Here is a 16672-nt window from a genome sequence, read left to right on the forward strand (position 1 = left end):
ACCACCCCCACCCCCCCCCCCGCCAGCGCGCCCGGGCGCCCCCCCCCCGCGGCGGCCCCCCCCCCCCCGCCCCCCCCGGGGGCCCCGAGGCCGTGCCCCGAAGTTCTGAGCTTCCCTTGAGACACCCCCACCGGTGACGGGGGTAGGTTCCCGCCACGCCGATCTTTCGTCGGCGCGCAGACCGCGGGGGACCTCATGGAAGTTCTGTTCTACGTCATACCTATCGTCATGATCGCCGGGGTGTCCGTCATGGCCGCCAAGACGATCGGCCGCAGCCGGCAGATCAGCGGCGCCTGGGACCACGGCCTGACGGCCGAGGCGCGCTGCCTGCGCTCGTACACGACGACCAGCGGCGGCGGTGGCGACACCTCGGTGTCGACCAGCCTGCACCACGTCTACGAGTTCACCACCCGCGAGGGGCGCGCCGTCCGGTTCGACGAGGTCAACGGCCCGTCGACCGTCATCGAGGGCGACTACGTCACCGTGTACTACCTGCCGGACCGCCCGGAGCGTGCCACGGCCCACCCCCCGGCCCGCGGGAAGCTGGCCGCGGGCACGGGCTGCATGCTGGTCTTCTTCGGCGTGTTCATCGCCTTCTGTGTCGGCTTCATGGTCGTCGCGCACATGATCTTCTCGGCGACGGACGACTTCATGCCGTAGCGGTTCTCCGCCGACTTCATGCCGTAGCGGCTCTCCGCATCCGGCGTACCGTCAGTCGAGAGGGAGGGCGCTGACCCACCACGAGGTGGCCGCCGGGGCGGCCGACGACTCCTCGCGGACGCGGGCGCCGGGCTTCGGGGCGTGGATCATTCACACCGAGTGCGCGCTCGTCGTCACCGGGAAGACCACCGGTCTGCCGCTCCTCGACGGCCCGGACGAGATCCGCGAGCGGGACTCGGGCGGGAAGGGGCCCGGTGTGACGACCCGGTGTGGTGGCGGCCGCCCGGGGAGCGGGCGTACCGCAGGCTGACCGAGGCGGACGCCGAAGGGCCCCTCGTGTCCACGAGGGGCCCTTCATCTGTGCGCCGCCAGGGACTCGAACCCCGGACCCGCTGATTAAGAGTCAGCTGCTCTAACCAACTGAGCTAGCGGCGCCTGCTGACGTCGTAGACCTTAGCATCCTGATCGGCGGGAGGAAAAATCGATATCCGCACGCCCGCGCGAGCCGCCCGTACGGCCGCCCAGAGCAGGATCTCGGGGCCGGGCAGCCACGGGTGCCGGGTGTCGGGAGCCACCAGCCAGCGGGAGCCGCGCGGAGCGGAGGAGCCGTCGCCGGTGAGGGCCGGGACGGTCACAGCGTCCCCGGTGCCGTGGCACAGGAGCGGCGGAACGTCTCCCGTGCGGCCACGGCCCTCCGGCGTCCCCCACTCCTCCCAGGCCAGCAGCGAGGGCAGCCGCTGTGCCGTGCCGGGTGCGGCGAACAGAAGCATCCGGCCCCGGAACACCGCGACCGGCCCGGAGCCCGGCCCCTCGTCCCACAGCCGGTCGAGCATCCGGCGCCCGAAGATCGCCGGCACGTTCACCACGTCGAAGGCCGCGCCGCAGGGCAGGACCACCGGTGCGTCCGGGCGCTCCGCCCAGAACGCGAGTGTGCTGCGCGGATACGTTCCGGCAGAGGCCAGCCAGGCGGCGCCGTCGGAGGTGACATTCCGTGTGCTGCTCATGGGGGATACATCTACCGCCGGTGAGCAAGCCCTTCCGGAGGGTTGCACAAAACGGGGGCGGGAGGGGGCGGGGAGGAGTATCTTGCCCGCCTGGCATATGCCGTACGGGTGACTCCGGTGGCGTCACTCACACGGGATCGGCGGTGCCGCGGCCCTCGGCGCCGGCTCCGCGCATCAGGTCCCGCCCGAACTCGACCATCTTCTTGGCGTAGTCCTCGGTCCACTCGGCACGCTCCGCGATGTCCGCCGGGGTGAGCCGGTCGAACCGCCGGGGATCGGCCAGCTGCGCCGCCGCGATGGCCTGGAACTCCATCGCCCGGTCCGTGGCCGCGCGGAACGCCTGCGTCAGCTCCGTCGCCCGCGCCAGCAGCGCACGGGGGTCCTCGATCGACTCCAGGTCGAAGAAGTGCTCAGGGTCGGCGACCGCCTCCACGGGCTCGAAGAGCAGGGGCGCGGGGCGTAGCCGCGGTTCGTTCCGACGCGGCGTGGGCTCCGCCATGTCTTCTCCTCCTCGTACGTTCGGTGGGCGCCGCCTTCTGGGTGGGCCACCGTCCATTGTCTCGCGTCCGCGCGGGGCACCCCGAAGAACACCGGCACCGCGTGGTTCGCTTCCCAACAGTTCGGGTCTGTATTCCTCCGCCGCGAGGTGCGGGCCGGTCGGTCAGGGGTGCGCCACCTTGTGTTCGGCCAGGTGCGCGAGCACCGCGTGGTTCGCCTCCCACCCGTCCGGGAACTTCACGATCGTTCCCAGCTGGACCGGTTCCGTCGACGGGTAGTCGTCAAGGAGGTCGCTCACGCCGGCCCGGCAGACCACGATGCAGGCCTGGCGGTGACGGGAGGCGAGGACGCACAGGCGTCCCGTCTCCAGGTGGAAGGCCGTTGCGTCGGGGCGGCCGGAGAGCGGGTGGAGGACGACCGTGACATCGAACTCCCGGCCCTGCAGACGGTTCGCCGTGTCGACGGTGACGTCCGGCACGCCCAGCTCCGTCAGCGCCGCCCGCACCGCAGCCGCCTGGTCCCGGTGCGCCGTGCCGACCGCGATCCGGTCCGCGGTCAGGGGAGCGGGTACCGGCGAGCGCTCCGACACGGCCGCGCCGCCCCGGTCCAGCAGCCGCCGTACGACCGCCGCCACCGCCCGCACCGCCTCCGGATCGGTCCGCGGAGTGTGCCGTGCGGGCAGCTCCAGCAGGCCCCAGCCCGACTCCGCCGCCTCGTCGATCACCCGGTCCGGGCCGGAGCCGTCCGACCGCACCGCGAAGGCGAGACGGCGGTCGCCGTGGTCCGTGCCGCTGCGGAACGGCGTGTACGGGTAGAAGGCGTCCGAGACCAGGGGGGCCGCCGAGGCGGGCAGCCGCCAGGACACCGGAAGGCGGTGCTGCGGCAGCTCCGGGTTGTGCGCCAGGAGCGTCGTCACGGCCGAGGCCGAGGGGTCGTACGACAGCCCCGCCCACTGCTCGCTGCCCACGATCGCGAACGGGTCCAGCTGTCCCGGGTCGCCCACGAACAGCGCCCGCTCGAACAGCCCGGCCACGGCGAGCAGCGCGTCCGAGCGCATCTGGTACGCCTCGTCGACGATCGCGTGCCGCCAGGGCTCGTCCACCTTGACGTGCGCCCACTTCGCAGCGGTGGACAGGACGACCGGGATGCCGCTCAGGTCCGCCGCCTTCGACGACTTCCGTACGTTCGGCAGGTCGTCCAGCGCTTTGTCGTACGGCTCCGCGTCGCTGCTGTGCAGGCGGCCCACGGGCAGGTCGGGGCTCTGCTCGGCGAGCCGCACGACCAGGTCGTCGACCTGGGCGTTGGTCTGCGCGACCACCATGAGCGGGCGCCCGGCACCGGCGAGTTCGAGCGCCGCGCGGACGACGAGCGTGGACTTGCCGGCGCCGGGCGGCGAGTCCACGACCACGCCCCGGTCGGTGCCGCGCAGGGTGTCACGGAGGATCGCGTCGGTGGCCTGCGCGGCGGCCGTCGCGGGGTCGAAGGCCGGTGCCGTCACAGGACGTCCTCCTCGGTCACGGCGTCGGCGGCCTCGGCTTCCGCCTCGCCCGGCGGACCACCGTGCGTCCACGGTGTCTGCTCCGGGTCGGGGAGCTTGGCCCCGCCCCGCTGCTCGTGCTCGAACAGCGTGCAGCAGATCAGGTCGCCCTTCTCCGGCACCGACCCCTCCTCCGGCTCCTTGCCGCGGCCCATCTTGTCGACGATGCGCAGCACGACCAGCCCCTCGCCCTCGTGCCCGACGAACTCGGCGGCCTGCGGCTTCCCGCCCAGCGAGCGGTACACCTTCGCCCGCTCCCCCAGATGCGGCCGGTCGTCCGTGCGGACCGTGACCAGCGGGCGCGGGCTGGGCCGCTTGCCCTCGCTGTACGCCATGACGACATCGACGACCTCGCCCGCGAAGGCCTCCCCGGACAGCCGCCGCCCGGCCATCACCAGCGGGTCGTCCAGGGCCTCCTGGGCTTCCAGACGGGCCTGTTCGCGCTCGCGCGTGGCGAGCTTGTTGGCGGCCGTCACGGCGTCGTCGCGGCGCGGCTGCGGGGGCTCCCCGGCCAGGACGCGGTCCCGGTGGCCGGTGAACGACCAGCGGTCCCGGGTCCACCGCTCCTCGACACGCGCGCCCTCCGGAAGCGCGCGCAGCAGGTCGATCCCGCGCCACACCGCGTCCCAGGTGGGGCGCGTACGGCTCTCCACCAGGGCGCGGATCTCCCGCTCGGCGGCGGTGAGCGCGCCGAGCCGGTCGTCGGCCTCCAGGCCGTCCTCGGCGGCGGCGAGGGCGACCCTGGCGCGGTCGTAGCGCTCGAACGCGGGCGCGAGCAGCTTGTTGTCGAACGCCGGGTCCGTGGCTGGGCCCGCGGGCGGGCACAGCAGCTGGTCGCCGGCGTCCCGCGCGTGCGCGGCGCGCAGGGCCGCCTCGGCGCCGCTCTCGCCCTCCGGCGGGTCGATCCAGGCGAGCAGCGCGCCCAGGTGCTGGTCCTCCAGGCTGGACTGCCCCGTCGCCCAGTGCCTGGCCAGTACGTCCGTCGCGGCCAGCAGCAGTGAGGAGCCGGGCACCCTGGCCCGCTCCCCGAAGTGGGTCAGCCAGCGCCCCAGCAACGGCACCCGGGGCGGTGCGGGGTACGGGGCCTCGGGCTCCTGCTCGGCGGTGCGGCGGAACCGCATGGAGCGGCCCAGCAGCCGTACGAAATCGACGCCCGCGCGGCCCGGAACGATCAACTGCGGGGCGTCCGCGCACAGTTCCACCTCGACCTTGACGCGCTTGCCGGTCTCCGGGTCGGTCTCGGTGCGCTCAGCGGCCTCCACGGCCTCGGCGCAGGAGTCGATGTACGGCAGGACGACGTCGGCCAGTTCGGCGAGGAACGCGAAGCGCAGGTCGCGGTCGCGCGGCTGCGGTACGACGAGCAGGCGCGGCGCGGCGCGGTCGGTGCCGACCAGCGCCCCGAGCGGGGCACCGCTCTCACCGGCGGTGGTCAGCGGCACGAACACCAGGGGACGGTCGGACAGATGCCGGTGCAGGACGGTGGCGGCTGGACGGGCGCGGCCGGTGCTGACGGCCTCCAGCCGGGCGAGGGTGGCGATCAGCGACAAGGGGTCACCTCCTGGCCGGGCCTGGCCCCGGGCACGCCCCCGGGAAGGCCGGCCCCGCCGGCGGCCGACAGCGCCTCCGCCCGCAGGGCCGCGGCCCTGCGCAGTGCGGCCACCGCCGGGTCGTCCGGGTCGCCGCTCTCGCCGCGGGCCGCGGACAGCACGTCGTCGACCGTGGTCAGGCCGCCCAGTTCGGCACGGACCGGACGGCCGAGGGTGGTCACCGCACCGGCGGCGCGGGAGCGTTCCCGGCAGTGGAAGGCGAGTTCGCAGGCGGCCAGGCACTCGGGGGCGTAGGTCGCCGGGACGGACTCGACGGCGGCCGTGAGCTGCTCGGCCGGCAGGTCCGGGGCGAAGCAGGTGCCCTCGGGCAGTGCGTCGGCGATGTCCTGGATGCCGGTGAGCCGGGCCAGCTGGCGGGCGGTGACCGCACGCTGCTTGCGGACGTCGACGGCGGAGGCGGTGGCGAGGTTGGAGAAGTCCTTCGGGCAGACCAGCAGGACGCGGTGACGCACGCGCGGGGCCGGGTCGATGCGGCCCGCGAGGTCCTCCAGCGCCAGCACGTACACCGCCGCCTGCCGCGCGGCCGCGCCCACCTTCGCCGGGTCGGCCGAACCGTCCAGCATGGGGAAGGACTTGATTTCCACGACCGTCCAGCTGCCGTCCGGGTGGACGACCACCGCGTCCGGTTCCAGGAAGGCGGGGGAGCCCGCGACGTCGAGGGCGAGCATGGGGTGGTCGAGCAGCGTCCACGTGCCGGGCGCCCCGGCGGCCTCGCGCAGCGCCAGTGCCGTGCGCGCCGTGCGGCCTTGGGGGCCGATCGCGGAGAGGTCCGGCACGGCGGCCTCGTGCGGGGGTTCGGCGCCCGGGTCCAGTCTGGTGTGCGCCAGCCTCAGCAGCTCGGCGCCGCCGTCGGCCTTGACCCGCGCCTCGAACGCGTTGCCCCGGGTGAGGGCGAACTGCGACTGCCCGAACGCGGACGGCACGCCCAGCGCGCCCGCCAGCGCCACCTTGTCCACCCCGGCGCCGTCGAGGATCGCGCGCCGCCGGCACCCGGGGTTGGCGGCGAGCGCCGCGAGGGCGCGCGCGTCCAGGGCCTTGGCCGGTACGTCCGGTCCGCGCAGCTCAGCGAGCCGCTGCCGCAGCGCCGTCCCCGGCGTCGGTGGGAGAGGCGTCCGGCTCGGCCGCGGACCTGAGCTCCTCGCGCTGCCGTGGAATTCGTTCACCCGTGGAAGTCTGGCATCCGCCACTGACAATCGGGGAACCTGTGCCGTCGGAGCGCGCTGCGACGACCGAGGCGCGCGGGGCCAGAAGGGCCCGGACCCGGTCGGCGGTGCGCATCACGTACGGCGCGAGCAGCAGTCCGACGCCCATCACGGCGACGCCCGCGACCGCGTCGAGCGAGTAGTGGTTGGCGGTGCCCATGACCACGATCGCGGTCAGCAGCGGGTAGGCGACGCCGAGGATCTTCGTGACGCGCGTGCCGCCGTAGCGCCAGAGCATCACGCCGCACCACAGCGCCCATCCCACGTGCAGGCTGGGCATGGCCGCGTACTGGTTCGTCATACCGCCCATGCCCCGTGGGGCGCTGGCCTGGCCGCCCCACCAGCCGTACGAGCTGTACTGGGCCATCGTGTCGACGAAACCGTGGCCCGCCGAGAGCAGCCGGGGCGGGCAGGTCGGCAGCAGCGTGAAGCCGATCAGACCGATGAACGTGGACGTCATCAGCCAGGTGCGGGCGGCGCGGTAGAACTGCGTGCGCCTGCGGAACAGCCAGACCAGGATCACGGGCGTGACCAGGTAGTGCAGCGACGCGTACCAGAAGTCGGCCGGCACGCCGAGCCACGCCTCGCGGGTGAACAGGCGGTTGAGCGGGTGCTCGGCGTTGATGTGCAGGGCCTTCTCGACGCGCAGGATCGCGAGGCCGTGGTCGACGGCGCCGGAGACGTCGCCCCGGGCGAGGAGGCGGCCGGCCGAGTAGCAGCCGTACACCAGGAGGATCAGGGGCAGCTCGGTCCACCAGCGCAGCCGGGTTCGCGGGGACACCTCGGTGCCCGGTGTCTCGGTCTGCGGCATCCGATCGCCCTCCCCCTTCTGTTCCGCGGCACCCGGTGGGCCGACCGGGACACTTTACGGTGTACGCGTTCGGCCCTCTCGGGGTGTTCCAGCCCTCAAAGACGCAGGGATCTCCCGGCGGGTTGCCCGCGGACAGGGTGCGCGATGATGGAGGGGTTCCGCCTCCGAATCACCGTCTTCCGACATCTCCTCCGGAAAGGTCACACATGGCACCGCGCATCCTGCTGGCCCGGCACGGACAGACGGAGTGGTCGCTGTCCGGCAAGCACACCGGCAGGACCGACATTCCGCTCCTCGACGAGGGACGGCAGGGTGCCAAACTGCTCGGCGAGCGCCTGCACCGGGCGCCGTTCGACGGGCTGCCCGACGTGGAGGTGCGCACCAGCCCGCTGGCACGCGCGCGTGAGACGTGCGAACTCGCGGGGTTCGGCGGACGTGCGCAGGTCTGGGACACGCTCGTGGAGTGGGACTACGGCGCCTACGAGGGCATGACCCCCGCCGAGATCCAGGCGGTCCGGCCCGGCTGGCTGATCTGGCGCGACGGTGTGCCCGAGGGGGAGACCCTCGCCGAGGTGACGGCGAGGGCGGACGAGGTGGTGGAGTGGGCCCGGTCCGCCGACAGCGACGTCCTGGTCTTCGCCCACGGACACATCCTGCGCTCCATCGGGGCGAGGTGGCTGGGCCTGCCGCTGGACTTCGCCGCCCGGATCCGCCTCAACCCGACGTCCCTGTCGGTCCTGGGCTGGGCCTACGGCGAACCGGCGATCGAGAGCTGGAACGACCTGGGCCACCTGGCCGCGTAGCCCGTCACGACCACACGCCGGGCACGGCGTCCGGCTGCCTCTCGGACTCAGCAGCCCAGGCCGCGGACTCGTCCCCGGCCGACCGTATGCCGTGTGCGGCGGCAGTGTCGCCGGCCGGCCGCCTGCCGTACGGCCTCATATCCGGTGTCGCCGTACACCGCGCGCGGCAGCCGGCCGCTCCGCCCGGTCGGTCGTCCGCCTTGCGGACCCGCAGCGCCATGAGCCGGACGCCGTACGCGCAGGCCGACCGCCGGGCGTGGGCCGCCTCATACCGGACGGGGCAGCGAGGCGTGTCTCTCCAGGAATTCCGAGACGCCGGAGGCGCGCCGGTGCGGGAGCAGCACCCGTGCCGTGCCCGAGAGCATCGTCTGGATGCGGGACGACTGGACCTGGCCCAGCAGGTCGAGGACCTTCATCCCGGCCGTCGCCGCCTCGTCGGGCCGCCCCCCGCGCGCGAGGTCGTCGGCGAGCTCGGTGGTGTACAGGGCGATGTTCCGGCTGAAGTGCGGATCCTGGAGCTGCGCGGCCCAGCGTGCGTGCCGGGCCGCGCGCGGCCAGTCGCCCAGCGTCGACCAGCACTGCGCTTCCAGCCCCTCCAGTTCGGCCTCTCCGTAGAAGCTCATCCACTCGGGATCGGCGTCCGAGTGGCCTCGCTCGTAGAGGGCCTGCGCGCGGGCCAGTGCCTGCTCGCACCCGGTGCGGTCGGCGAGCCCCGCCCAGCCGCCCGCCTCGCGCAGCGCGAGCAGCGACATCAGCCGGGCCGAGCCCAGCGGGCGCGCGGCGCGCTGCGCGGCCTGGGCCGCCCGGACCGCCTCACGCGGACGCCCGGCGTCGCGGGCCAGGAACGCCATGTTGCAGAAGGCGTGCGCCTCCAGCGCGGGATCGCCGGTCATACGTGAGGTGGCGAGCGCTTCGGCGTAGTGGGAGCGCGCGTCGTCGAAGCGACCGGAGTCGTGCGCCAGCCAGCCCACGGAGATGGCGAGTTCACCCGCGCCCGAGTGCAGGCGGTCGGCGGTCGTCTGCCGGGTCGCACCGGCGTCCAGCAGCGCGTAGGCAGCGCGCAGCGGAGCCGCCGCGCGCCGGTAGAGGCCGTCCGCGCCGTGCCGGTCGTCGAGCAGTCGGATTCTGCGGACGGCCTCCTCGAGGGCGGCAGCCTCCCCGGACCCGGCGCGGCGGATCGGCCGGTCGGCGGCCGCGGCGTCGATGGTGAGCCCGAACGGGCCCAGCGCGGCGGCCACCGTGGCGCCCCCGCCGGTCATGAATGCGCGACGTAGCACGTCGCTCTCCTCGTGGTTCTCGTGCGTGTCGTACGGGTCCTGCGTGTCATACGGCTCGTGGGCCTCCCGCGTCTCACTCGTCGCGAACGCCGGACTCGTGATGAGCGAGGGGGGTGCCTCCCCGGCCGGGCGCGCCCCGCGTCCGCGGACGGACGAGCGCGGCGCGAAGCCGAGGTCGGCGAGCGTGCGGTCGGGGAACATGTGCAGGAACACCCGTTCGTACGCATAGTTCGGGCAGCGGATCTCGCCCGCCTCCACCCGGCCGATGTAGCGCGCGTCACAACTGACCCGCTCGCCGATCTCGTGGGCGGCCCGCCGCACCAGCGCCGCGAACTCGGCGGGTGACCGCCGGCCGCGCAGACGCCGGAAGGCGAGGTTCGGCCGTGGTGGCCGCTCGGACTGTGACGAGGTCACGGTTGACGACGCCATGGCCGGGTCCTCTCGTGCGAACCGTCGAACCGTGCCGGATTCGGCGTGAAACACGGCCCAACGGCCCGTGCGGCATCTTGATTCCGGCGGGCAAGAACGTACCTGCTGTATCCGACCCGCCACGCTGCGTTTGGCTACAAACCGGATATCTCATCCACGATCTGCCATGAACTGCCATCCTTTGCGGCTGACTTGTGCCGTAGCCGTTGACGCCGCCGTGCGTTGGACCTCATGGACTGCAGGAGGGCTGCGTGGTGGAGGCCGGGATGGAGACCAGCCAGAGCAACGATCCTTGTACGCACGACAACCCTTGCGCGCCGCCGGAGACGGCGTGCGACCTCGTGACGGTGCCCGCCCGGCAGGGGCTGGAGGCCGTCGACATCCTGCGGCGGGGGGCCGCCGGGGACGCGGTGGGGCCCGTACTGCACGACGGCGGGTGCGACACGCTCGGCTTCCTGGTGCCGCCGGGGACCGCGGCCGCGTGGGACGTCCCGGGGAGCACGTGCACGGAGACCAACGGCCGCGGGCTCAGCCTGAATCCGGAGCCGCCGGTGAAGGGGTCGGACTGGCTGCTGCCGCCCGGCGACGCCGACCTCGCGACGGATCCGGCGGTGCTGCGAAGAGCCCTGGGCGAGGCGGCGCGGCTGATCGAGGCCGCGGACAGCCGCCGCTGAGGCCTCGCGCGGCAGCACCCCGCGCCGCCTGCGAAAATGGCGGAGTGGGGAAGTCCAGGAACCAACGGCGCAGACCGGCCGCCGAAGTCGTCACGGAGACCGTCGACGGCGGGCTCGCGCAGCTCATACCCGACCCCGACCGCGGCCGGGCCTGGACGCTGCTGATCGACGGCGCCCCGCAGTCGCACGTCGACCTCGACGACCCGGCGTACCTCTCCTTCGAGTACCAGCGCCGGCTCGGGCACGTCATCGACCTGGTCGCACCGCCCGGCAAGCCCGTGCACGTCGTACACCTCGGCGGTGGCGCGTTCACGCTCGCCCGGTACGTCGCCGCCACCCGCCCCCGCTCCACCCAGCAGATAGTCGAGCGCGACGCGAGTCTCGTCCAACTCGTTCGCCGGGAACTCCCCTTGGATCCGAGCGCCCGGATCCGGGTGCGGTCGGTGGACGCCCGCGAAGGCCTGGCCAAGGTGCCCGACGGCTGGGCCGACCTGGTCGTCTCGGACGTGTTCAGCGGGGCTCGCACGCCCGCCCACCTCACCTCGGCCGAGTTCCTCGACGAGGTCCGCCGGGCCCTGAACCCGACCGGCGTCTACGCGGCCAACCTCGCCGACGGGCCGCCGCTCGCCCATCTGCGCGGCCAGATCGCCACCGCGGCCGCCCGGTTCACGGAACTCGCACTCGCCGCCGATCCGGCCGTGCTGCGCGGCAAGCGGTTCGGCAACGCGGTCCTCCTGGCCTCCGACCGACCGCTGCCGGTCGCCGAACTGACCCGGCGGGCCGCCTCCGACCCGCACCCCGGCCGGGTCGAACACGGCAGGCAGCTCACCGACTTCACCGGCGGGGCGGTGCCCGTGACGGACGCGGCGGCCGTGGCCTCCCCGGCCCCGCCGCCCTCCGTGTTCCGCTAGGTCCCGGCCCGGCGCTCGCCGGCCGTCCTTCGCTCGCCCGCCGCCGGACGGCGCTGTCAGTAGGTGCCCACCTCCACGTGCGGCGGCCCGTCGTGCCAGGTGCAGAACACCGACACCCGGTCCGCGCCCCTGCTGAACTCCACCCGGATCCATGTCTCCGTCTTCCACACCTGCATCGACCAGCCGGTGCCCGGGGTGGCCGAGACGAGCGTCGCGCTGGTCCTGCCCAGGTCGAAGACCGCCCGCCCGCCGTCGGTGTCATAGCCCCTGACCCGGCCGTCGGTGGTCTGGGACGGGGCGGTCGAGAGTTTCGACGCAGGGGTCCGCGCGGGCGCCGGCGTGCCGGAGGCGGAGGACTTGCCGGACGGGGTCCCCGAAGGCGCAGACGGCCGGGAGGTCGAGGACGCCAGCGGCTTCGAGGCGGCCTGTGTCGTCGAGTCGGCCGCGGTGATGGGCAGGGCGCGCGGCGGGTCGTACGCGGTCCCCGTCATGACCGTGTGGACGCCCCACCACGACAGCGTGACCGCCGCGCCCGTGGCGAGCGACCAAGCCAGTACGTGTACGAGTCCTCTGAGCATCGCGTGCCATACTGCCTCACCCGTCGCACGGGCCGCACATGGTCGAGGTTATCCACAGGTGCCGGACCGGCATCGCTCCCATGGCGTACGGTGCGGCGCATGGCAAGTGTGCTCGTGGTCGAGGACGACCAGTTCGTACGTTCGGCGCTCATCCGGCATCTGACCGACGCCTCGCACACCGTGCGCAGCGTCGGTACGGCGCTGGAGGCGCTGCGCGAGGTCGCCCATTTCCGTTTCGACGTGGTCATCCTGGACCTCGGACTGCCCGATCTGGACGGCTCCGAGGCCCTGAAGATGCTGCGCGGCATCACCGACGTGCCGGTCATCATCGCCACCGCGCGCGACGACGAGACGGAGGTCGTACGGCTGTTGAACGCCGGGGCCGACGACTACCTCACCAAGCCGTTCTCGGTGGAGCACCTGTCGGCCCGCATCGCCGCCGTGCTGCGCCGCTCCCGCGCGGCCGTCGGCGACAGCCCGCCCTCGACCGTCATCCGCGTCGGCGGTCTGACCGTCGATCCGCTGCGCCGCCAGGCCGAACTCGACGGCATGCGGCTGGACCTGACCCGCCGTGAGTTCGACCTGCTCGCCTTCCTGGCCGGCCGCCCCGGTGTCGTCGTGCCGCGCAAGGAACTGCTCGCCGAGGTCTGGCAGCAGTCGTACGGCGACGACCAGACCATCGACGTGCATCTGTCCTGGCTGCGCCGGAAGCTGGGCGAGACGGCGGCGCGGCCGCGCTATCTGCACACCCTGCGGGGCGTCGGCGTGAAGCTGGAGCCGCCCGGGGAGGCGGAGCCGACGCCATGAGATGGGCACTGGTCAAGGTCTGTCTGGCGGTCACCACGATGGTCGTGGTCGCCTTCGCCGTCCCGCTCGGTCTGGTCATCAAGGAGATGGCCCGTGACCGTGCCTTCTCCAACGCCGAGCGGGAGGCGGCCGCGGTCGCCCCCGCGCTGTCCATCACCACCGACCGCGACAAGCTGGAGCGGGTGGTCGTCTCGGCGGGCGCGGACTCCGGGATGGCCGTGCACATACCGGCCGCGGACGCGTCGTCGGCCGTGGACATCGGCCGGCAGCGTGCCGCGGACCGGGACATCGCGACCGTACGCCGACTGGGACGCGCCTCGACCACCGAGGTGCCCGGCGGCTCCACACTGCTCCAGCCGGTCGCGCTGAGCTCCGGCGTCGCCGTCGTCGAGGTGTACGTCCCCGAGTCCGAGGTCAGCAATGGCGTCGGCACGGCCTGGGCGGTCCTCGCCGCCGTCGGCGTCGCGCTGATCGTCGGCTCCGTCGCGGTCGCCGACCGGCTGGGCGTGCGGATGGTGCAGCCCGCGCAGCGGCTGGTCGAGAGCGCGCACGACCTGGGGGAGGGGAAGCTGGGGGCGAGGGTGCCGGAGGAGGGGCCGAACGAACTGCGGCTGGCCGCGGTGGCGTTCAACTCCATGGCCGACCAGGTCGTCCAACTCCTGGCGAACGAGCGTGAGCTGGCGGCGGACCTGTCCCACCGGCTGCGCACCCCGCTCACCGTCCTGCGCCTGAACGCGGCCTCGCTCGGCGACGGACCGGCCGCCGAGCAGACCCGGTCCGCCGTCGCCCAGCTGGAGCGCGAGGTCGACACGATCATCCGTACCGCACGGGAGGCCAAGCCGCAGACCGCCGCGGCCGGTCCCGGGGCCGGGTGTGACGCGGCCGAAGTGGTCCGGGAGCGGATGGGGTTCTGGTCCGCGCTCGCCGAGGACGAGGGCCGCAAGTGGCGGCTGGCCGGGGTCGAGCGGCCGGTGCGCATACCCGTGGCCCGCGCCGACCTGGCCGCCGCGCTCGACGCGCTGCTCGGTAACGTCTTCCGGCACACCACCGAGGGCACGGCCTTCGCGGTGGACGTGCACAACGGGGAGGACGCGGTGATCGTGCTGGTCTCGGACGCGGGCCCCGGCATACCCGACCCCGAGGCGGCGATGGCCCGCGGCCGCGGCTCGGGCAACGACGGCTCGACCGGCCTGGGCCTGGACATCGTGCGCAGGCTCGCCGAATCGACGGGCGGCGACGTGCGGATCGGCTCGTCGGTCCTCGGCGGCACCGAGGTGCGGATCTGGATCCAGCTGGACGGGCGGGAGCCGGTGCGCAGGGGGCACCGAGGCGCCGTGCGCCGCCGCCGGACCGGCAGATTGGTCTCTACCTTTAACCGTTCCCGATCCCTTCCTTAAGCGCACCCTAAGATCCTCAACGGCCGCCCCTGTCGGGCCGTTTGTCCGAATCTCTGCCGCTAGCGTGCTGCCGCACCCCACCCCGTGGACAGCGAAGGCAGGCACCAGCGATGAGTACGCACCGGCGCAGGATCAGTGGCAGGAACAAGGCGATCGGCGGCCTCGTCGCCGCGGCCGTGGTCGGCGGCGGAGCCATCATGTTCACCGGCATCGCGCATGCCGCCGGTGTCGGTGCCGCCTACACCAGGACCAGTGGCTGGTCGACGGGTTACACCGCGCAGTACGTCGTGACGAACAGCAGCGGTCAGACGGAGAAGGACTGGACGCTGGAGTTCGACCTGCCGGCCGGTGCCAGGCTCGGCTCGCTGTGGAACGCCGAGTCGAGCGTGAGCGGGCAGCACGTCACCGTGAAGCCCGCCAAGTGGGACACCGACGGCCTGGCGTCCGGCAAGTCGGTCACCGTCGGCTTCGTGGTGAACGGCACCGGCGATCCGACCGGTTGCCGTATCGACAACGCCAAGTGTTCCGCCGACGACACCGCCACACCCGAGCCGAGCGGCCGCCCGACGCAGTCCGCGACCCCCACCCCCACCCCCACCCCCACTCCGACCCAGAGCGCGACCCCGACCCAGAAGCCGACCCCGACCCCGACGGCCACTGCCTCCCCGTCCCAGAGCACCGGCATCGGCACGACCGCCTCCGCCGGCTTCGCCCCCTACGTGGACACCTCGCTCTACCCCGCCTTCGACCTGGTCGCGAGCGCCAGTGCGACCGGCGTGAAGAACTACAACCTCGCCTTCGTCACGGACGGCGGCGGCTGCACCCCCAAGTGGGGCGGGGTGACGGACCTGGCGAGCGACGGCGTGGCCGCCCAGATCGGCGCCCTGCGGGCCAAGGGTGGTGACGTCCGCGTCTCCTTCGGTGGCGCGTCCGGATCCGAACTCGCCACGACCTGCTCCTCGGCGGACGCGCTCGCGACGGCCTACGGCAAGGCCGTGGACCTGTTCAAGCTCACCAAGGTCGACTTCGACGTGGAAGGCGGCGCGCTGCCCAACACGGCGGCGAACACCCTGCGCGCGAAGGCGATAGCGAAGCTCCAGGCGCAGCACCCGGGCCTGGACGTCTCCTTCACCCTCCCGGTGATGCCCGAGGGCCTCACCCAGGACGGCGTGAACCTCCTGTCCAACGCCAAGTCCAACGGTGTGAAGATCGGCACGGTCAACATCATGGCGATGGACTACGGCCCCGCGTACAACGGCGACATGGGCTCCTACGCCGAGCAGGCCGCCACCGCCACCCAGGCCCAGGTCAAGAGCGTGCTGGGCCTGTCCGACAGTGCGGCCTGGAAGACTGTCGCCGTCACCCCGATGATCGGCGTCAACGACGTCTCCGCCGAGGTGTTCAAGGTCGACGACGCCACGCAGCTGGTGAACTTCGCCAAGTCCAAGGGCCTCGGCTGGCTGTCGATGTGGTCGGCGACCCGTGACAAGCAGTGCGACGGCGGCACCAAGCCCACCGCGGACGCCACGTGCAGCTCCATCACCCAGGACAGGTTCGCGTTCTCCAAGGCGTTCGGGGCGTTCAACTGACCGCCGCGCCGCGGCTGCTGCGCGGATTCGGCAGGTACATGCCTATATAGTTCCGGCCCGGGTCGATCTTCGGCCCGGGCCCGGGGCCGCCGGTATGCACAGCGGCGCGCGGGCCCTTGCTCATGCCGTCCGCCCGGGCCGTGTGCGTCCGGGCCGCACCATATCGGGGGAACCGTGCCGTCCATCCGTCATGCCCTTGGCGCCACCGCGCTGGCCTGTGCCGCGCTCACGCTGACCGCCTGCCAGCCCGACGACACGGGGGCCGCCGGCAGCACCGGCGGCACTCCTGCCTCGGCGAGCCCCACGACCTCGGCGAGCCCCACCGCCAAGGGCGGCTGCCCGACCCTCGCCCCGGGCCACAAGTACGTCCTGGTCGAGAGCGTCTCCGGTGCCATGAACACCCTCACCACCAAGGACGCCACGCAGAGCTGCAACCCCGACGAGGGCGCCTTCTACGACGCGACGGGGAAGGAACGGACGTACACCGTCGCCTCCGACGACACGCCCATCACGGTCCTCCACGTGAAGAAGAAGGGGCCGTCGAGGCTCACCGCCGCGGGCGGCGGCCTCGCGCACATCCGTGTCTGCGTCAACGGCACCGCGCAGGAGACCTCCACGACCCCCGCCGACACCAGCGACTGCTACGGCGAGAACTTCTTCGACGTGGCCGTGAACAGCGACGGCAAGTTCACGGAGATGACCGAGCTCTACGGCTCCTGACCCGAGGGGCGGGGGGGGGCGGGGGCGGGGGTGGGGGGGGTGTGGGTGGCGGTGGCGGGGTGGGTCCACTCGTCCTGGTCGTCCTGGTCGTCCTGGTCGTGGTGGTCGTGGTGGTCGTGGTGGTCGTCCTGCGTGCTCTGGGCGTTCTGCGCGTTCGGGCGGGATGCC

Annotated in this window: 17 protein-coding genes, 1 tRNA gene and 2 pseudogenes; 10 read left to right on the forward strand and 10 right to left on the reverse strand. The window is 73.2% G+C overall.

The features are described from left to right. The first annotated feature begins 195 nt into the window (after positions 1-195). The 3 genes and pseudogenes from ACFW2E_RS21390 to ACFW2E_RS21400 form a co-directional block, all read left to right on the forward strand. A complete protein-coding gene (locus tag ACFW2E_RS21390) occupies positions 196-660 on the forward strand; it encodes a DUF3592 domain-containing protein (RefSeq protein WP_384468654.1) in 465 nt (154 codons plus the stop codon). Positions 661-745: 85 nt separating this feature from the next. Continuing rightward, positions 746-970: a hypothetical protein gene (locus tag ACFW2E_RS21395; protein WP_384468670.1), complete on the forward strand. Its 225-nt coding sequence runs from the start codon at positions 746-748 to the stop codon at positions 968-970. Beyond that, a pseudogene (locus tag ACFW2E_RS21400) lies at positions 886-1056 on the forward strand (acyl-CoA synthetase); the annotation flags it as partial. The gene ACFW2E_RS21395 and the pseudogene ACFW2E_RS21400, both read left to right, overlap by 85 nt. Here ACFW2E_RS21400 and ACFW2E_RS21405 read toward each other — a convergent pair. The 7 genes from ACFW2E_RS21405 to ACFW2E_RS21435 form a co-directional block, all read right to left on the reverse strand. Beyond that, positions 1022-1095: transfer RNA gene (locus tag ACFW2E_RS21405), tRNA-Lys, on the reverse strand. The pseudogene ACFW2E_RS21400 and the gene ACFW2E_RS21405 overlap by 35 nt on opposite strands. Continuing rightward, complete coding sequence (locus ACFW2E_RS21410) at positions 1086-1664, reverse strand: bifunctional DNA primase/polymerase (protein ID WP_384468655.1); 579 nt, start codon at positions 1662-1664, stop codon at positions 1086-1088. The genes ACFW2E_RS21405 and ACFW2E_RS21410 overlap by 10 nt, the downstream gene beginning before the upstream one ends. 127 nt (positions 1665-1791) lie before the next feature. After that, positions 1792-2163, reverse strand: coding sequence for a hypothetical protein (locus ACFW2E_RS21415; protein WP_384468656.1), 372 nt, complete (start codon positions 2161-2163; stop codon positions 1792-1794). Positions 2164-2325: 162 nt separating this feature from the next. Then, the gene (locus tag ACFW2E_RS21420) at positions 2326-3660 is read right to left on the reverse strand and encodes an AAA domain-containing protein (protein WP_384468657.1); all 1335 of its coding nucleotides are present in this window, start codon (positions 3658-3660) and stop codon (positions 2326-2328) included. Beyond that, on the reverse strand, positions 3657-5246 hold the full coding sequence (locus ACFW2E_RS21425; RefSeq protein WP_384468658.1) for a hypothetical protein: 1590 nt from the start codon (positions 5244-5246) through the stop codon (positions 3657-3659). The genes ACFW2E_RS21420 and ACFW2E_RS21425 overlap by 4 nt, the downstream gene beginning before the upstream one ends. Next, positions 5237-6469 carry a hypothetical protein gene (locus ACFW2E_RS21430; protein ID WP_384468659.1) on the reverse strand — a complete coding sequence of 411 codons (1233 nt, stop codon included), beginning with the start codon at positions 6467-6469 and terminating at the stop codon, positions 5237-5239. Before ACFW2E_RS21430 ends, ACFW2E_RS21425 begins: the two co-directional genes overlap by 10 nt. Next, entirely contained in the window at positions 6369-7319 is a 951-nt protein-coding gene (locus ACFW2E_RS21435; RefSeq protein WP_384468660.1) for a phosphatase PAP2 family protein, read from the reverse strand. Before ACFW2E_RS21435 ends, ACFW2E_RS21430 begins: the two co-directional genes overlap by 101 nt. Positions 7320-7525: 206 nt before the next feature. On the opposite strand from ACFW2E_RS21435, the gene ACFW2E_RS21440 reads away from it, so the two are divergent. Next, a complete protein-coding gene (locus ACFW2E_RS21440; protein ID WP_384468661.1) occupies positions 7526-8122 on the forward strand; it encodes a histidine phosphatase family protein in 597 nt (198 codons plus the stop codon). A gap of 266 nt (positions 8123-8388) precedes the next feature. Here ACFW2E_RS21440 and ACFW2E_RS21445 read toward each other — a convergent pair whose 3' ends face one another. Then, positions 8389-9828, reverse strand: a complete 1440-nt coding sequence (locus tag ACFW2E_RS21445; RefSeq protein ID WP_384468662.1) for a hypothetical protein — start codon at positions 9826-9828, stop codon at positions 8389-8391. A 251-nt stretch (positions 9829-10079) separates the two neighbouring features. On the opposite strand from ACFW2E_RS21445, the gene ACFW2E_RS21450 reads away from it, so the two are divergent. Both ACFW2E_RS21450 and ACFW2E_RS21455 read left to right on the forward strand, forming a co-directional pair. Continuing rightward, positions 10080-10502, forward strand: coding sequence for a hypothetical protein (locus tag ACFW2E_RS21450; protein WP_384468663.1), 423 nt, complete (start codon positions 10080-10082; stop codon positions 10500-10502). A gap of 44 nt (positions 10503-10546) precedes the next feature. Further along, the gene (locus tag ACFW2E_RS21455) at positions 10547-11413 is read left to right on the forward strand and encodes a spermidine synthase (protein WP_384468664.1); all 867 of its coding nucleotides are present in this window, start codon (positions 10547-10549) and stop codon (positions 11411-11413) included. A 56-nt stretch (positions 11414-11469) separates the two neighbouring features. Here the strand turns inward: ACFW2E_RS21455 and ACFW2E_RS21460 are convergent, their stop codons facing one another. Continuing rightward, on the reverse strand, positions 11470-11991 hold the full coding sequence (locus ACFW2E_RS21460; protein ID WP_384468665.1) for a hypothetical protein: 522 nt from the start codon (positions 11989-11991) through the stop codon (positions 11470-11472). Between the two features lie 99 nt (positions 11992-12090). Between ACFW2E_RS21460 and ACFW2E_RS21465 the strand changes: the two genes are divergently transcribed. From ACFW2E_RS21465 to ACFW2E_RS21480, 4 genes are all read left to right on the forward strand, one after another. Further along, positions 12091-12798, forward strand: coding sequence for a response regulator transcription factor (locus tag ACFW2E_RS21465; protein ID WP_384468666.1), 708 nt, complete (start codon positions 12091-12093; stop codon positions 12796-12798). Then, entirely contained in the window at positions 12795-14195 is a 1401-nt protein-coding gene (locus tag ACFW2E_RS21470) for a sensor histidine kinase (RefSeq protein WP_384468667.1), read from the forward strand. Before ACFW2E_RS21465 ends, ACFW2E_RS21470 begins: the two co-directional genes overlap by 4 nt. Positions 14196-14305: 110 nt before the next feature. Next, the gene (locus ACFW2E_RS21475; protein ID WP_384468668.1) at positions 14306-15784 is read left to right on the forward strand and encodes a cellulose binding domain-containing protein; all 1479 of its coding nucleotides are present in this window, start codon (positions 14306-14308) and stop codon (positions 15782-15784) included. Positions 15785-15958: 174 nt separating this feature from the next. Further along, entirely contained in the window at positions 15959-16504 is a 546-nt protein-coding gene (locus ACFW2E_RS21480; RefSeq protein ID WP_384468669.1) for a hypothetical protein, read from the forward strand. Here ACFW2E_RS21480 and ACFW2E_RS21485 read toward each other — a convergent pair. Continuing rightward, positions 16492-16672, reverse strand: a pseudogene (locus ACFW2E_RS21485) (hypothetical protein); the annotation flags it as partial. The gene ACFW2E_RS21480 and the pseudogene ACFW2E_RS21485 sit on opposite strands and share 13 nt — an antisense overlap.

It is taken from the genome of Streptomyces sp. NPDC058964 (assembly GCF_042741275.1).
Taxonomy (GTDB): domain Bacteria; phylum Actinomycetota; class Actinomycetes; order Streptomycetales; family Streptomycetaceae; genus Streptomyces.